Here is a 15,066-nt window from a genome sequence, read left to right as displayed (position 1 = left end):
CTGACGCCATGACCCAGCACACACATGTCACGGGCAGACCGGACGCGGCCGGCCGCGGGCTCGACCGCCGTACGGTGCTGCGCGGTGCCACGCTCGGCGCGGCCGCCCCGCTGATCCCGGCCACGGCCGCCACCGCCTCGGCCGGGGACAGCGGCCGGGGCCGTCGTACAGCCGCGGGTTCCGCGTCGTTCCGCTGGCTCGGCACGGCCGGCTGGCGCATCGACACAGGCGACCGGACCGTACTCTTCGATCCGTACCTCACCCGCTTCCCCACGGGCCTGTTCACCGGCGCCTTCGACCCGCGGACCCCGCTGCGGACCCGGCCGGAGGCCGTGGACGCGCACGTCGGCCGGCCCACGGTGGTCCTGGTCAGCCACAGCCACTGGGACCACCTCGCCGACGTGCCCCACATCGCCAGGACCACCGGCGCCCGTGTCGTCGGCACCGAGACCACGTACCACCTGCTCGTCGCCCTCGGGGTCGACCCGGGACAGATCTCCGTGGTGAAGGGCGGTGAGGTGCTGGACCTCGACGGGATCATCGTGGAGGTGGTGCCGAGCCTGCACAGCCGCAACAAGAAGTGCTCCTACTTCGCCCCGGGCACGCTCAACGCCCCGCCCGCGACGGTCCCGAGCACCATCGCGGACCTGCCGGAGGGCGACACCCTCGCCTTCCAGGTCACGGCCGGGGACGGCGGACCGTCGGCGTTCCTCATGGGGGCCAGCGACTTCTCCGAGCGGGCGGTACGGGGCCTGAGCCCCGACGTCGCGATGATCGCCGTACCCTCCAGCACCTCCACCCATCGCTACGTGCCCCGGCTGCTCCGCGCGCTGGACACCCCTCCTGTCGTCGTCCCCGTCCACTGGGACAACTTCGAGATCCCGCTGAGCGGTTCCCCCGTACGGGACCCGCAGATGGACCTGGACGGTTTCCTCGCCCAGGTCCACAAGGCGGCTCCGGCGACGCGGGTGGTCGTCCCGGACTACCGCACGGTGTACGACGGCGACATGCGCCCCGCAAGCGACTAGGACGCCCGTCGCCGCCGTACGTGCGGCGCGCTTCCCCGCGCTAGTCCCTTGCGTCCCGCACCGGCCGGATCCCCTCCAGCGTCGGCACCACCGGCTCGATCGTGCCGTCGGGCGCGAACCTCATGCGGTCGACGGTGGTCTCGCGGTGCATGCCGTCGCCGCCCGGCCGGCCCGGGCCGTTCAGGGCGAACCGGTGGTAGACGATGTACCAGTCGTCGGTGCCGGGGGCGTTCACCACGGAGTGGTGGCCGGTGCCGAGGATGCCGTACTCCGGGCGCTTGTGCAGGATCGTGCCCCGCTTGGTCCACGGGCCGAGCGGGGACGGACCCGTCGCGTACGCCACGTGGTAGTTCTCGCTGCGGGTGTCGTCCTCGGACCACATGAAGTAGTACGTGCCGTTCCGCTTGATGACGAAGGAGCCCTCGCGGAAGCCCGCCGGGGTGATGTCCTTCACCTTCGACGGGTCGAACGACACCATGTCGTCGTTCAGCGGCACGACATAGCCGCGGCCGTTCCCCCAGTACAGGTACGCCTGCCCGTCGTCGTCGGTGAAGACGGCCGGGTCGATCATCTGCCCCTGCAGGGCGCCGCCCTTGGCCACCAGGGGCTTGCCGAGGGCGTCCTCGAACGGCCCGGCGGGGGAGTCCGCCACCGCCACGCCGATCTGCTGCTCGGCGCAGAAGTAGAAGTAGTACTTCCCGTCGCGCTCGCCGATCGCCGGTGCCCAGGCGTACCTGTCCGCCCAGGAGACGTCCGGGCCGAGGTCCAGGATCACGCCGTGGTCCTTCCAGTGGACCAGGTCCTTCGACGAGTACGCCTTGAACCGGGTGCCGCTCCAGCCCTGGAAGCCGTCCGTGGTCGGGTAGATCCAGTACTCGCCGTTCAAGTAGTGGACGTCCGGGTCGGCGTTGAGGCCGGGCAGGATCGGGCTGCGGGTGCGGACCGCCTCGACCGTCCAGGTGCGCCTGGTGCCGTCCGCGGCCGTCACCGTGTACGTCTGCGGTGTGCGGAAGTCGCGGCGGGTACCGGACTCCGGGCTCAGCGTGGCGCCCTCGGCGACCCGCAGCGTGGGGGCGAGGCCCCGCAGGTCGGCCTCCGGCTCCATCGGCAGGACGACCTTCGAGGCGCTGTCCGTGACGATCGCGTACCCCTTCTGGTCCTTCGCCGTCACGTCCACCACCGAGGTGGGCGTGGCCGGGTACGCGGCCAGCAGCCGGTCGTACTCCGCCCGCGTCACCGGCAGGACCGTGCCGTGCCGGGGGCTCGCCGGGAGCTGGTAGTCCGTGGACGGGGTCCACCGGCCGGAGTCGAGGTCGGTGGTCTCGAAGGGGACGTAACCCCGGCCGCCGTACTCGTCGATGAACAGGTACCACTTCTTCTCGGTGTTCGACTTGAACACCGTCGGGCCCTCACCGCGCTCCATCGCCCCGCGGCCGATGCAGTCGGCCACGAAGTCGTACCTCGTCGAGGTCAGGGACGTGGACTTCTCGGCGGTGACGAACTTCGAGCAGGGGCTGGAGGAGCCGGGGTCGCGCTCGTCCTTGGTGTAGCGGTAGTAGGTGTCCTTGTACTTGACGACCGTGGAGTCGATGACCGAGTAGCCGGGGTCGTTCCAGACCTTCGGCTCGCTGAAGGTGCGGAAGTCCTTCGTGGTCGCGTACAGCATCTTGTTGTACGTGTCGCCCCGGTGGTCCGGGTCGTCCGCGGCGTACAGCTTCGACGCCCAGAACACGACGTACGCGCCGAGTTCGTCGTCCCAGTAGGCCTCCGGGGCCCAGGTGTTGCCCGCGGTGTCCGGGGCGACCTTCACCAGGCGCTGGTCGGTCCAGTGGACCAGGTCGGTGGACTCCCACACCATGATCGACTTGCTGCCGTGCCGCTGGACGTGGTCCCAGCTGCCGCTGGAGTTCTGGTACATCCGCAGGTCGGTGGCGATCAGGTAGAACCGGTCGCCCTTCGGGGAGCGGATGACGAACGGGTCGCGCAGGCCCTTCTCGCCGATCGTGGAGGTCAGCACCGGCTTGCCGGCGTTCAGTTCGCGCCAGTGCAGCGGGTCGTTGCCCCGGCTGAGGGCGTAGCGGATCTGCTCGCCGTCGGCGGTGCCCTCGCCCGTGAAGTAGGCGAAGAGGTAACCGGCGTACTTCGGGTGTTTCACAGAGGGTGCTCCGGACTGTGCGGCGCCGGGTGGGGCGGTGAGCAGGGACAGCAGCAGGGCGGGGAGGGCCAGGAGCGGGAGCAGGAGCGTGCGGGCGGTGCGGGGGCGCATGACACTTCCTGTCGGAGTCTGGGGGGTTGTGTTGAGTGCGGGCCTTTCGGAGTGTCACTGGTGGGCAGCAAGGCGTCAACGGATTGCGGTGGGGCCGGAGAGTCGAAAGTTTTCGGCACCCCGGACACCAGGACGCCCCCGCGGGCCGGAGCCGACGGGGGCGTCGTGCCGCCGGCCGAGGGGGGCTCGGCCGGCGGCTGGTGCGGCCGTCCGGAGGGGGCTCCGGACGGCCGGGTGCCGGTGACCCGAATGGGGTTCGAGCCACCTGGCGTCCGGCCCGCCCAAGGGGGGAAGGGCGGGGCCGGGACCGGGCCGTCGGACGTCGATACGACGGCCCGGGGTCACACGCGCCGGGGACGGCTCACCGGCAGGTGAGGTCGGAGGGCGCGAACACGCAGGTCTCGCCGTCCGGTCCGGAGCCGAGCTCCTTCGGCTCCTTGCCGGTGTTGTTGTCGCCGTGGTCGCCGGCACGTCTCACGACGCGTCCTCGTCGGACCCGGCGGTGCCGTCCTGGTCCTGGTGGGCCGCGAAGTCGCCGCCCACGGACAGCTGCCGGTTCCCGGCGGTGGCCGTCGCCGTGTAGCGGTCGTCCTTGGCGTCCCGGCCGCCCCGCTGGTGGTCGTACTGCCCGGCGAACACCCACTGGCCCGCCGGGACCGTACGGCCCTTCTTGAGGGTCCAGGTGTAGACGAGGAAGCCGTCCCGCTCGCCGACCGTGAGCGTGAAGTCGTCCTCGGGCAGCGTCCGGAAGGCGCCCGTGGAGGACACTCCGCCGGTCTGCGCGATCCGCAACTCCACGGTGAGCGCGGTCAGTTCCTGCCGCGTCCTGAGGGTGACGTTGCTCTGCGCCCAGAACTCGTTGCTGTGCGGGTCGACCGAGCCGTCCGACCACAGCGGCCCGTCCTCGACGCCGTCGGCGGGCGGCCGTGCCGTGCCGGCCGTACCGGACGACGCTGCGGGAGGGGTGCTCGGGGTGCGGGTGCCGGGCGCGGTGCTCGGGGTGGGACCGGCCGGCGGCACGGGGGGACGGCTCGTCGCCTGCGGCGACGGAGTGGGTGTCGCCGAGACCGCCACCTTCCGCTGCGGCGGCGTCTCCTGCGACTTCACCGCGGAGGCGACCGCGTACCCGCCCACCGCCAGCACCCCCGCGACCGCGGCGGTGGCGCTGACCACCCGGGCCCAGCCCCACACGGGCGGACGCGTCGCGCGGTGGCCGGGCCGCGCCGCACCGGTCATGCCGCGTTCGACACGGGCCAGGATCCGGGCCCGGTCGGGCTCATGGGCCCCGGCCGCCTCGTGCAGCCGGGCGCGCAGCTCCTCGTGCACGTCCCGCCGCATCGTCATCGGTCCCTTCCTCCGGCCTCACCGGTCCGAGCCATCGCCGCGTGCACCCGTTGCGGCACCACCTGATCGCCGAGCAGCCGTTGCAGTTCGGCCATGCCCTTCGAGGTCTGGCTCTTCACCGTACCCACCGAGACGCCCAGGGCGAGCGCGGTGTCCTTCTCCGACAGGTCGAACGCGTGGCGCAGCACCACACAGGCCCGCTTGCGGAACGGCAGCCGGCGCAGCGCCTCCCGCACGTCCACCACCCCCGCCACGTCCGGGTTCTCGGTCTTCTCCTCGCGCTGCGACCAGAACAGCGCGATCCGCCGCCGTTCGCGCACCGCGCTGCGGATCCGGGTGCGGGCCAGGTTGGCGACCACCCCGCGGGCGTAGGCCGCCGGATGGTCGGCGGCGCGGACCCGGTCCCAGCGGTGCCACAGCGCCAGCAACGCGTCCGCCGCCAGGTCGTCCGCGGTGTCCGACTCGCCCGTCAACAGGTAGGCCAGCCGGGACAGTTCGGCGTAGTGGCGCTCGAAGAAGGCGTGGAACTCCACGGAGGCGGCGTCGTCGACGACTGTGCCCACGGGCGACCTCTCCTCGCAGCGGCTTCGGGCACCCACGAGGTGCCTGTGTGTGTCATGTAGATGACATGTGATCATCCGAAGACGATCAGGCCGAGATCCGGAAGCGTAGCAGTGTTCGATCAGTGTCTCGTACGAGCCTTCGAACGCAGTCTGGTGGGTCGAGCCTGATTCCGTAACACGGAGAAAACCTGAACCCGGTTCAACGAGGGAACAATCCAGCCAGCATCCGCCCCCGATCACCAAGGCGCCAAGGAGCACCCGCCATGTCCGACACCCAGCAGGCGGCCGGCCGGGCCGACGCCCCGCCCCCCGCGGTCAGCAGCGTCGACCGGTTCTTCAAGATCTCCGCGCGGGGATCCACGCTCGGCCGGGAGATACGCGGCGGCTTCGCCACGTTCTTCACCATGGCCTACATCCTGGTCCTGAACCCCATCATCCTGGGCAGCGCCAAGGACAAGTTCGGCCACCAGCTGGACGCCGTCCAACTGACCACCGCCACCGCCCTGGTGGCCGCTGTCATGACGATCGTCATGGGCGTCGGCGGCAACCTGCCCCTCGCCCTGGCCGCCGGACTGGGCCTGAACGCGGTCGTCGCCTTCCAGATCGCCCCGCTGATGAGCTGGGACGACGCCATGGGCCTGATCGTCCTGGAGGGCCTGCTGATCTGTGTGCTGGTGGTGACCGGACTGCGCGAGGCCGTCATGCACGCCATCCCGCAGCCGCTGAAGCAGGCCATCAGCGTCGGCATCGGCCTGTTCATCGCCTTCATCGGCTTCGTCGACGCCGGGTTCGTCAGCCGCATCCCGGACGCCGCCCACACCACCGTGCCGGTGCAGCTGGGCGGCTCCGGCACGCTCACCGGTTGGCCGCTTCTCGTCTTCTGCCTCGGTGTTCTGCTGACCATCGGACTGCTCGCCCGCAAGGTCAAGGGCGCCATCCTGATCAGCATCGTGACCATGACGGTCCTGGCGATCGCGATCAACTCCCTGGCCGACATCAAGACCTGGGGCCTGACCACCCCTCAGTGGCCCGACCGGCTCCTCGACACCCCCGACTTCGGGCTGATCGGCCACTTCAGCCTGTTCGGCGCGTTCGGGCAGGCGAGCGTCATCACCGTGGTCCTGCTGGTGTTCACCCTGATCCTGTCGGACTTCTTCGACACCATGGGCACGGTCGTCGGCATCAGCGCCGAGGCCGGGCTGCTCGACGCGCAGGGCAAGGTCCCGAACCTCGGGCGGGTGCTGCTCATCGACGGTGCCGCGGCCGTCGCGGGCGGCGCCGCCTCCGCCTCCTCGGCGACCTCCTACATCGAGTCGGCGGCCGGTGTCGGCGAGGGCGCCCGCACGGGCTTCGCCAACCTGGTCACCGGCGGCCTGTTCGCCCTGGCGCTGTTCTTCACGCCGCTGCTCACCATCGTCCCGCTCCAGGCGGCCGCCCCGGCCCTGGTCGCCGTGGGCTTCCTGATGATGACCCAGGTCAAGCACATCGACTGGGACCGCTACGACATCGCGATCCCCGCGTTCCTGACCATCGCCGTGATGCCGTTCACGTACTCCATCACCAACGGCATCGGCGCCGGCTTCCTCGCCTACGTCGTCATCAAGACCGTGCTCGGCCGGGCCAAGGAGGTCCACTGGCTGCTGTGGGGGACCTCGGCGCTGTTCCTCGTGTACTTCGCCATCGACCCGATCGAGCAGGTCCTGGGCGTGAAGTAGGCAGGGAGGCGACGGGCCGCCCTCCGGGGGGATGGGGGCGGCCCGTCCTGTCAGGTGGCCGGTGCGCGGCGGAGGATGTGCCTGTCGCCGGGGTCAGTTCCGCAGCGCCGCCTGCATCATCGCCTTGGCGACCGGCGCCGCCAGGCCGTTGCCGCTGACCTCGGAGCGGGCCGCGTCGGACTGCTCCACGACCACCGCGACGGCGACCTCCTTGCCGGACGCGTCGGACTTCGCGTACGAGGTGAACCAGGCGTACGGCGTCGCGCTGTTGTTCTCGCCGTGCTGGGCCGTGCCGGTCTTGCCGCCCACGGTCGCGCCCGCTATCCGCGCGTTCGTGCCCGTGCCCTTCTCCACCACCGTCCGCATCGCCGACTGGAGCTGCTCGGCGACGGAGGAGCTGATGACCTCCTTGGTGCCGGCCTCGTCGTCGTAGTCCTCGAGCACATCGCCGCCGCTGTTGGTGATCTGCGACACCATGTGCGGGGAAACCAGCTTGCCGCCGTTGGCAATGGCCGCCGACACCATGGCCATTTGGAGCGGGGTGGCGGTCACGTCGAACTGGCCGATGCCCGTCAGGGCCGTCTCGGAGGGGTACATGTCCGACGGGTAGACGCTGGTGTAGGCCCGAACGGGCACGTCCTGCCGGTCGTCGTCGAAGCCGAACCTCTCGGCCATCGCCCGCACCTTGTCCTGGCCGAGCGTGACGGCCATCTTGGCGAAGACGTTGTTGCAGGAGTACTCCAGGGCGACCCGGATCGAGGCGTCGGCGCACGGCGCGTCGGGGTTCTCGTTCGTCAGTTTCCGGGTGGTGCCCGGCAGCGGGTACGGGTCGGGGCTGTCGGTGCGCTGGTCCACCGACGCGTACAGCCCGTCCTCCAGCGCGGCCGCCGCCACGACCAGCTTGAACGTCGACCCGGGCGGCAGCGGCTGACGCAGCGCGCGGTTGGTCAGCGGCTTGTCCGGGTCCTTGGTCAGCTTCGTCCAGGCCGTGCCCGCGGTGTTCGCGTCGGTCAGCGAGGACGGGTCGTACGACGGGGTCGACACCACCGCGAGGATCCTGCCCGTCTTCGGGTCGATGGCGACGGCCGCGCCCTTCTTGTCGCCGAGCGCCTGAAAGGCCGCCTTCTGCACGTCCGGGTCGATGGTGGTGACCACGTTGCCCGGCGCGGCCCGCTGGTTGGTGACCGTGTCCAGCACGCTCTTCAGGCGGGGGTCCGTGCCGTTGAGCAGGTCCTGGTAGATGCCCTCCAGCTGGGTGGGCGCGTAGGCCTGCGAGGCGTAGCCGGTCACCGCCGCGTACAGCGGGCCGTCGGTGTACGTCCGCTTGTACTTCAGGTCGCCGCCCTGCGTCGGCGCCGAGCCGGTGACCGACTTCCCGGCCACGATGATGTTCCCGAGCGGCCTGGAGTACGTCTCGATGGCGTTGCGCCGGTTGTCCTTGTCGTCCGCGAGTGCCTGGCCCTCGTAGAACTGCACCCAGGTCGCCCGCATCAGCAGGGCAAGCACCAGGAGCAGGGTGAAGACCGCGGCGCGCCTGATCGTCTTGTTCATTCCGCCGGGAAAGACGAACGGAATGGATCGGAACGTTCCCTTCCGGACCTTTTCTCATCGGATGTTCATGAAACCCGCCTCAAAAGCCGCGAGGACGGCCGGAGCCGGCGGCCCCACCGGCCCTTCGGTCAGAGCCTGCGGGTGGCGAGGGTCAGCCGGTCCCGGGCGTCGAACAGGGCGTCCTTGACCATCTGCTCGTGCGCGGGGGTCAGCCGCGCCACCGGCACCGAGCAGCTGATCGCGTCCCGGGCGGGGGTGCGGTACGGGATCGCCACGCCGAAGCAGCGCAGTCCCAGCGTGTTCTCCTCCCGGTCGACCGCGAAGCCCTGCTCACGCACCTGGTGCAGCTCCGCGATGAGCTTCTCCCGGTCGGTGATGGTGTTCTCGGTGAGCGCGGGCAGCGTCTCCGGCAGCATCTTGCGGACCTGCTCGTCGCTGTAGGTGGCGAGGATCGCCTTGCCGAGGGAGGTCGAGTGGGCGGGCAGGCGGCGGCCGACCCGGGTGAAGGGGCGCAGATAGTGCTGGGACTGGCGGGTGGCCAGGTAGACCACGTTGGTGCCGTCGAGGCGGGCGAGGTGGATCGTCTCGGTGGTGTCGTCCGAGAGGCGGTCCAGCGTCGGGCGGGCCGCCGCGACCACCTCGTCGCCGTCGATGTAGGACGTGCCGACCAGCAGCGCCCGTACGCCGATGCCGTAGCGCGTGCCCGTCGCGTCCGTCTCCACCCAGCCGAGCTCGACGAGGGTGCGCAGCAGCATGTAGAGGCTGGACTTCGGATAGCCGACGGCTTCCTGGACCGCCGCGAGGGAGTGCATGCCCGGGCGTCCGGCGAAGAACTCGAGCAGTTCGACGGTCCGCACCGCCGATTTGACCTGCGCTCCGCCGCCTGTCTCGCCTGCCGACATCGCCCTTGACCCCTTCGCTCGACGAGAACCAGAGTTATAGTCTCCGAAGATGTTCAGCATCAGAGACAGTGTTCAGTATATCGAACACCCCTGGTGGATGACCTACATACTGCGGCATTGCAAGGCGTAATCGACGTGGAGGGACCCGCGGTGGCAGCAGCACCAGTCTGGAGTGTCGACCCCCGAACCGGGAAGCAGCGTGAACAGGTTGCGGTGGAGGCCACAGCCCAGGAGGTCGACGCCGCCGTCCGTGACGCGCACGAGGCGCGCGGTTCGCTGGCCGACCGCACCGTTCGCTCGGCCTTCCTGCGCTCCTGCGCCGAGGAGCTGGAGGCGGCCAAGGACGGCCTCGTGGAGACCGCCGACGCCGAGACCGCGCTCGGCCCGGTCCGCCTGACCGGCGAGCTCGCCCGCACCTGCTACCAGCTGCGGGCCTTCGCCGACATCGTCGACGAGGGCGCCTTCCTCGACGTCGTCATCAACCACCCCGACGACACCGCGACCCCGCCCGTCCCGGACCTGCGCCGTTACAAGGTCCCCCTCGGTGTCGTCGCCGTCTACTCGGCGTCCAACTTCCCCTTCGCGTTCTCCGTCGCCGGCGGCGACACCGCGAGCGCGCTGGCGGCCGGCTGCCCCGTCGTGGTCAAGGCGCACCCCGACCACCCGGCCCTGTCCGAGTACGTCGCCAAGGTGCTGCGCCGCGCCGCCGCCCGGCACGGCATCCCCGACGGGGTCGTCGGTCTGGTGCACGGCTTCGAGGCGGGCATCGAGCTCATCAAGCACCCCCTGGTCGCGGCGGCCGGCTTCACCGGGTCCGTGAAGGGCGGCCGTGCCCTGTTCGACGCGGCGGCCGCGCGTCCCGTGCCGATCCCGTTCCACGGCGAGCTGGGCTCCCTGAACCCGGTCGTCGTCACCGAGGCCGCCGCGGCCGAGCGTGCCGAGGCCATCGGGCAGGGCCTGGCCGGGTCGATGACGCTGGGCGTCGGCCAGTTCTGCGTGAAGCCGGGCCTGGTGCTCGCGCCGGCCGGCGCGTCGGGCGACCGCCTGGTGAAGTCCCTGACGGACGCCGTCAGCGACACCGAGGCCGGGGTGCTCCTCGACCACCGCATGCGGGACAACTTCGTCGCCGGTGTCGCCGAGCGCGCGCAGCTGCCCGACGTGGAGTCGCCGGTGACGCCCGGGGCGGGCGGTGAGCACACCGTCAGCGCGGGCTTCCTCACCGTGCCGGCGAGCAGGCTGGCGCAGGAGGGCGAGCACGACACGCTGCTGGAGGAGTGCTTCGGGCCGGTCACGGTGGTGGCCCGCTACGAGGACGAGGGCGAGGTCGAGGCCGTGCTGTCGCGGCTGCCGGGGAACCTCACCGCGACCGTGCACCTGTCCGAGGCGGAGGCCGCCGGCGAGGGCCGTGGGGCCGAGCTGCTCCAGGAGCTGACGCCGCTGGCCGGGCGTGTGCTGGTGAACGGCTGGCCCACGGGCGTCGCCGTCGCGCCGGCCCAGCACCACGGGGGGCCGTACCCGGCCACGACCTCGACGTCGACCTCGGTGGGCGGCACGGCGATCGAGCGGTGGCTGCGGCCGGTCGTCTACCAGAACGCCCCCGAGGCCCTGTTGCCGCCGGAACTCAGGGACGACAACCCGCTGGGGCTGCCCCGCCGGTTCAACGGGCGTCTGGAAGTCTGACCGTGCGGCGCCGTGGGCCGGCCGGTGAGGAGCCGGGTTGATGGAACTGGACATTCCCGAACTCCCTTTCCGGCTGCGGTCCTACGGGCCCGACGGGCAGTGGTCCTACGAGGACGGGGTGCTCACCGGGTGGGCCGGGCCCCGGCAGGACCGGTTCGTGCCGCCTACCGGCGAAGCCCTGGACCCTGCCTCCGACGCGCCCCGGCTGCTGGGAGCGCCCCACGGCGACTTCCAGCTCATCGCCCGGGTCGCCGTCGGGTTCGGCGCGGCCTTCGACGCCGGGGTGCTGTACGTCCATGCCGGTGAGCGGGCCTGGGCCAAGCTGTGTCTGGAGTACTCCCCGGACGTGCCCACCGTCTGCACGGTGGTCACCCGGGGACACTCCGACGACGCCAACTCCTTCACCGTGGACGGCAGCTCCGTCTGGCTGCGGGTGAGCCGCACCGGCCGGGCCTTCGCCTTCCACGCCTCCCGGGACGGGGAGCGCTGGACCTTCGTCCGCTTGTTCACCCTGGGCGACGAGAAGGAGACGGGCGCCGCCCTGGTCGGCTTCATGACGCAGTCGCCGACGGGGGAGGGGTGCGTGGTGACGTACGACCACCTGGAGTTCAGGCCCGAGTGGCCGGGCGACCTGCGAGACGGAGGCTGAACAGGAACGTCACCAGGAGCAGCACCGCGCTGATGCCGAGGCTCATCCGCATGCCCGCGGCGAAGCCGCCGGCGACCAGGGACCCGAAGACGGCGATGCCCAGCCCTCCGGCCACCTGACGGGCCGCGTTGAGCACACCGGCGGCCAGCCCGGCCCGCTCCGCGGGTACCGCCTCCAGCATCAGGGCGGTCAGCGGCGGCACCGTCAGCGCGCAGCCCAGCGCCATCGGCACCAGCAGCACGGCCACCAGCGCCGCGGGCGTGTGCTGGCCGACCCCCAGCAGGAGCAGCAGGCCCGCACCCGCCAGGCCCTGCCCGGCCACCATCGGCGGGCGGGGGCCGTAGCGGCCGGCCAGCTTGCCCGCCACCACGTTCGTCACGCCGATCAGGCCCGTCATCGGCAGGAACATCAGGCCGGCCTGGAGCGCGGACCGGTTTAAGGACCTGCTGGAAGAACAGGGAGAACACGAACACCACGCCGTAGAACGCCACGCTCACCGCCGCCCCCGCGGCGACCGCCACGGACACGGTCCGGCTGCGGAACAGGCCGAGTGGGACGACCGGATGCGCCCGGCGGTTCTCGATCCGGACGAACGCCACCGCCGCCACCTCACCCTCACCGACCTGGCCCGGCACGCGGGCGTCAGCGTCCGCACCCTCACCCGCCGCTTCCACGCCGAGAGCGGCGTCAGCCCCCTGCAGTGGCTGCTCCACCAGCGCGTCGAGCGGGCCAAGGAACTGCTGGAGACCACCACCCTGCCCATGGACCAGGTCGCCCGGGCCTGCGGCCTCGGCACCGCCGACTCGCTGCGCACCCACCTGGTCCGCCGCACGGGTCTGACACCGAGCGCGTACCGGGCCCAGTTCAGCCGCCTGGGAACCGGGCCCGGGCAGAGCACGTCCTCGGCTGCGTGACCACAGCGCGCCGAACGGCCGAGACCCTGGTGATCAGAACCGCCCTGCCCGCCGAAGCCCCCGCCGTCGCCGGGCTGCACGCCCGGGCCCGGGCCACGTACTACCCCGACGGCCTCCCGGCCGACGACGTCGACTGGCCGGCCAGGTGGCAGGAGGCCATCGAGCGCCCCGACGGGCAGGTGCTGTGCGTGGTGCGCGACGGGCGGCTGGTGGGCATCGCCTCCTTCCGTGTCCCGGAGGACGCCCGCGAGGACACGGTCATGCTGTTCCAGTTCCACGTCGATCCCGGCCACTGGCGCCGCGGTGTGGGCAGCGCCCTGCACGCCGCGTGCCGGGAGCAGTGGCGGGCCGACGGCAGGCGCACCGCCGTGCTGGAGGTGCACGTCGGCAACCAGCGGGCGCAGGCCTTCTACCGCCGCCACGGCTGGCTGCCCGATCCCGCGCACCCGCTCGCCGACGGAGATCACCACCTGCGGCTGCGGCTGTCCCTGGACGCGGAATGAAGCCGGCTGCTTGAACGTTCCAGCACATACGGAGGGAGTCTCCGCACCCGTACGACCTGGAGTGAGCCGAAGCATGCGCGTCGAGATCTGGAGCGACATCGCCTGTCCCTGGTGCTACGTGGGCAAGGCCCGCTTCGAGAAGGCGCTGGCCGCCTTCCCGCACCGCGACCAGGTGGAGGTGGTGCACCGGTCCTTCGAACTCGACCCGGGCCGCGCCCAGGACGACATCGAGCCGGTCGTCACCATGCTCACCAGGAAGTACGGGATGAGCGCGGCGCAGGCCGAGGCCGGGGAGGACAACCTGGGCCGGCTGGCCGCCGCCGAGGGCCTGGACTACCGCACCCGCGGCCGCGACCACGGCAGCACCTTCGACATGCACCGCCTGCTGCACCTGGCCAAGGAGCACGGCAGGCAGGACGAGCTGCTCCAGATCTTCTACCGGGCGAACTTCGCCGAGGAGCGGTCCGTCTACTCCGAGGGACCCGAGCGGCTCGTGGAGCTGGCCGCCGAGGCCGGGCTGGACACCGACGCGGTGCGCAAGGTGCTGGCCGACCCGGGCGCGTACGCCGAGGACGTCCGTGCCGACGAGCGGGAGGCCGCGCAGCTCGGCGCGACCGGGGTGCCGTTCTTCGTGCTGGACCGGACCTACGGCGTCTCCGGCGCCCAGCCCGTCGAGGTCTTCGCCCAGGCGCTGACCCGGGCGTGGGGCGAGCGGACGCCGCTGCGGCTGGTCGATCAGGGCGACGCTCAGGCCTGCGGTCCCGACGGGTGCGCCGTACCGCCCGTGGGGTGAACGAGCAGGTCACCGGGCATCCATAAGCGTTTCTTAGCGGTATCACGCAGAACTGGGCAATGGACGGGGAGTTCCCGGGGCCGCACAGTGGACCCATGGAGACCTTCGAGAACCTCGTCCGTGCCGAGTTCGCCCCGAAGAACACCTTCCTCAACACCGCGACCAGCGGGCTGCTGCCCGCCCGCGCCGTAGCCGCCCTCACCGAGGCCGCGCGGCTGCGGTTCGAGGGCCGTGCGCTGGATCCGCTGTTCGCGGACGTCGAGGCCGCCCGGGCCTCCTTCGCGCGGCTGGCCGGGGTCCCGGCCGGCCGGGTGGCGGCCGGTTTCTCGGTCGCCGTCTACACCGGGGTCGTCGCGGCCTCGCTGCCCTCCGGGGCCGAGGTCCTCACCGCCGAGGACGACTTCACCTCCGTGGTGAACCCCTTCCACGTCCGCGGCGACCTCAAGGTGCGCACCGTGCCCCTGGAGCGGCTCGCCGAGTCCGTGCGGCCGGGCACCGCGCTCGTCGCCGTCAGCGCCGCCCAGTCCGCCGACGGCCGCATCGCCGACCTGCCCGCCCTGCGCGAGGCGGCCCGCACGCACGGCGCCCGCACGTACGTCGACTTCTCCCAGGCCGCCACCTGGCTGCCCATGGACGCCGACGCGTACGACTACACGGTCTCCGTCGCCTACAAGTGGCTGCTCGGCCCGCACGGGGCCGGCTTCCTGGTGGTCCCCGAGGACTTCGGGGACCTCACGCCGGTCCTGGCCGGCTGGGTCGCGGGGGAGAACCCCTGGGACAGCTGCTACGGCCCCGTCACCGAACTCGCCCACTCCGCACGGCGGTTCGACCTGCCCCCCGCCCTGTTCAGCTATGCCGCGCTGCGCCAGTCCCTCGCCCTGATCGAGGAACTGGGCGTGGACGCCATCCGCGCCCACGACCTCGCGCTCGCCGACCGTTTCCGCGCGGGACTCGCACGGCTCGGCCACGAGCCCGTCCCGGCGCCCGGCTCGGCGATCGTCTCCGTGCCCCGACTCGGGCACCGCCAGAGCGAGTTGAGCGAGGCCGGCATCGAGGTGTCCAACCGGGCGGGCAACCTGCGCGCGTCCTTCCACCTCTACAACACGGCGGCGGACGTCGACCGGCTGCTGGACGTGCTGTCCGGCTGAACAGACGGGT

12 protein-coding genes and 2 pseudogenes are annotated in these 15,066 nt (G+C 71.7%); 8 read left to right on the top strand and 6 right to left on the bottom strand.

Annotated elements, in window-relative coordinates; genetic code table 11:
- Positions 1-8 precede the first annotated feature (8 nt).
- Positions 9-1,028, top strand: coding sequence for an MBL fold metallo-hydrolase (locus tag AB0K80_RS08980; RefSeq protein ID WP_365667362.1), 1,020 nt, complete (start codon positions 9-11; stop codon positions 1,026-1,028).
- Positions 1,029-1,068: 40 nt separating this feature from the next.
- Here the strand turns inward: AB0K80_RS08980 and AB0K80_RS08975 are convergent, their stop codons facing one another.
- From AB0K80_RS08975 to AB0K80_RS08965, 3 genes are all read right to left on the bottom strand, one after another.
- Positions 1,069-3,294: a family 43 glycosylhydrolase gene (locus AB0K80_RS08975; protein ID WP_365667360.1), complete on the bottom strand. Its 2,226-nt coding sequence runs from the start codon at positions 3,292-3,294 to the stop codon at positions 1,069-1,071.
- Positions 3,295-3,768: 474 nt separating this feature from the next.
- Positions 3,769-4,638 (bottom strand): hypothetical protein, encoded by an 870-nt coding sequence (locus tag AB0K80_RS08970; RefSeq protein WP_365667358.1) that lies wholly within the window; start codon positions 4,636-4,638, stop codon positions 3,769-3,771.
- The gene (locus AB0K80_RS08965; protein WP_365667356.1) at positions 4,635-5,201 is read right to left on the bottom strand and encodes a SigE family RNA polymerase sigma factor; all 567 of its coding nucleotides are present in this window, start codon (positions 5,199-5,201) and stop codon (positions 4,635-4,637) included. The genes AB0K80_RS08970 and AB0K80_RS08965 overlap by 4 nt, the downstream gene beginning before the upstream one ends.
- Positions 5,202-5,464: 263 nt before the next feature.
- On the opposite strand from AB0K80_RS08965, the gene AB0K80_RS08960 reads away from it, so the two are divergent.
- Positions 5,465-6,916, top strand: a complete 1,452-nt coding sequence (locus AB0K80_RS08960) for an NCS2 family permease (protein ID WP_365667355.1) — start codon at positions 5,465-5,467, stop codon at positions 6,914-6,916.
- Between the two features lie 93 nt (positions 6,917-7,009).
- Here AB0K80_RS08960 and AB0K80_RS08955 read toward each other — a convergent pair whose 3' ends face one another.
- Both AB0K80_RS08955 and AB0K80_RS08950 read right to left on the bottom strand, forming a co-directional pair.
- Positions 7,010-8,467, bottom strand: a complete 1,458-nt coding sequence (locus tag AB0K80_RS08955) for a penicillin-binding transpeptidase domain-containing protein (protein WP_365667353.1) — start codon at positions 8,465-8,467, stop codon at positions 7,010-7,012.
- Between the two features lie 128 nt (positions 8,468-8,595).
- Entirely contained in the window at positions 8,596-9,369 is a 774-nt protein-coding gene (locus tag AB0K80_RS08950) for an IclR family transcriptional regulator (protein WP_365667351.1), read from the bottom strand.
- Between the two features lie 150 nt (positions 9,370-9,519).
- On the opposite strand from AB0K80_RS08950, the gene AB0K80_RS08945 reads away from it, so the two are divergent.
- Positions 9,520-11,049, top strand: a complete 1,530-nt coding sequence (locus AB0K80_RS08945) for an aldehyde dehydrogenase (NADP(+)) (RefSeq protein WP_365667349.1) — start codon at positions 9,520-9,522, stop codon at positions 11,047-11,049.
- A gap of 40 nt (positions 11,050-11,089) precedes the next feature.
- Entirely contained in the window at positions 11,090-11,698 is a 609-nt protein-coding gene (locus AB0K80_RS08940) for a DUF1349 domain-containing protein (protein ID WP_365667347.1), read from the top strand.
- Here AB0K80_RS08940 and AB0K80_RS08935 read toward each other — a convergent pair.
- Positions 11,658-12,306: pseudogene (locus AB0K80_RS08935) on the bottom strand (MFS transporter); the annotation flags it as partial. The gene AB0K80_RS08940 and the pseudogene AB0K80_RS08935 overlap by 41 nt on opposite strands.
- On the opposite strand from AB0K80_RS08935, the pseudogene AB0K80_RS08930 reads away from it, so the two are divergent.
- From AB0K80_RS08930 to AB0K80_RS08915, 4 genes and pseudogenes are all read left to right on the top strand, one after another.
- Positions 12,307-12,612 (top strand): annotated as a pseudogene (locus AB0K80_RS08930) (helix-turn-helix domain-containing protein); the annotation flags it as partial.
- On the top strand, positions 12,609-13,115 hold the full coding sequence (locus tag AB0K80_RS08925; RefSeq protein ID WP_365667345.1) for a GNAT family N-acetyltransferase: 507 nt from the start codon (positions 12,609-12,611) through the stop codon (positions 13,113-13,115). The pseudogene AB0K80_RS08930 and the gene AB0K80_RS08925, both read left to right, overlap by 4 nt.
- 73 nt (positions 13,116-13,188) lie before the next feature.
- On the top strand, positions 13,189-13,908 hold the full coding sequence (locus AB0K80_RS08920; protein WP_365667343.1) for a DsbA family oxidoreductase: 720 nt from the start codon (positions 13,189-13,191) through the stop codon (positions 13,906-13,908).
- A 95-nt stretch (positions 13,909-14,003) separates the two neighbouring features.
- Positions 14,004-15,056, top strand: coding sequence for an aminotransferase class V-fold PLP-dependent enzyme (locus AB0K80_RS08915; protein WP_365667341.1), 1,053 nt, complete (start codon positions 14,004-14,006; stop codon positions 15,054-15,056).
- Positions 15,057-15,066: the final 10 nt, after the last annotated feature.

It is taken from the genome of Streptomyces sp. NPDC052682 (genome assembly GCF_040678435.1).
Lineage (GTDB): Bacteria > Actinomycetota > Actinomycetes > Streptomycetales > Streptomycetaceae > Streptomyces.
The sequence above is the reverse complement of the archived record's forward strand: the minus strand, read 5'-3'. Positions and strand labels throughout refer to the sequence as shown.

Excerpts from the sequence above, each read along its gene's own strand:
- AB0K80_RS08980 (WP_365667362.1), top strand. The coding sequence starts at position 9 with ATGACCCAGCACACACATGTCACGGGCAGACCGGACGCGGCCGGCCGC.
- AB0K80_RS08975 (WP_365667360.1), bottom strand. The coding sequence starts at position 3,294 with ATGCGCCCCCGCACCGCCCGCACGCTCCTGCTCCCGCTCCTGGCCCTC.
- AB0K80_RS08970 (WP_365667358.1), bottom strand. The coding sequence starts at position 4,638 with ATGACGATGCGGCGGGACGTGCACGAGGAGCTGCGCGCCCGGCTGCAC.
- AB0K80_RS08960 (WP_365667355.1), top strand. The coding sequence starts at position 5,465 with ATGTCCGACACCCAGCAGGCGGCCGGCCGGGCCGACGCCCCGCCCCCC.
- AB0K80_RS08955 (WP_365667353.1), bottom strand. The coding sequence starts at position 8,467 with ATGAACAAGACGATCAGGCGCGCCGCGGTCTTCACCCTGCTCCTGGTG.
- AB0K80_RS08950 (WP_365667351.1), bottom strand. The coding sequence starts at position 9,369 with ATGTCGGCAGGCGAGACAGGCGGCGGAGCGCAGGTCAAATCGGCGGTG.
- AB0K80_RS08940 (WP_365667347.1), top strand. The coding sequence starts at position 11,090 with ATGGAACTGGACATTCCCGAACTCCCTTTCCGGCTGCGGTCCTACGGG.
- AB0K80_RS08920 (WP_365667343.1), top strand. The coding sequence starts at position 13,189 with ATGCGCGTCGAGATCTGGAGCGACATCGCCTGTCCCTGGTGCTACGTG.
- AB0K80_RS08915 (WP_365667341.1), top strand. The coding sequence starts at position 14,004 with ATGGAGACCTTCGAGAACCTCGTCCGTGCCGAGTTCGCCCCGAAGAAC.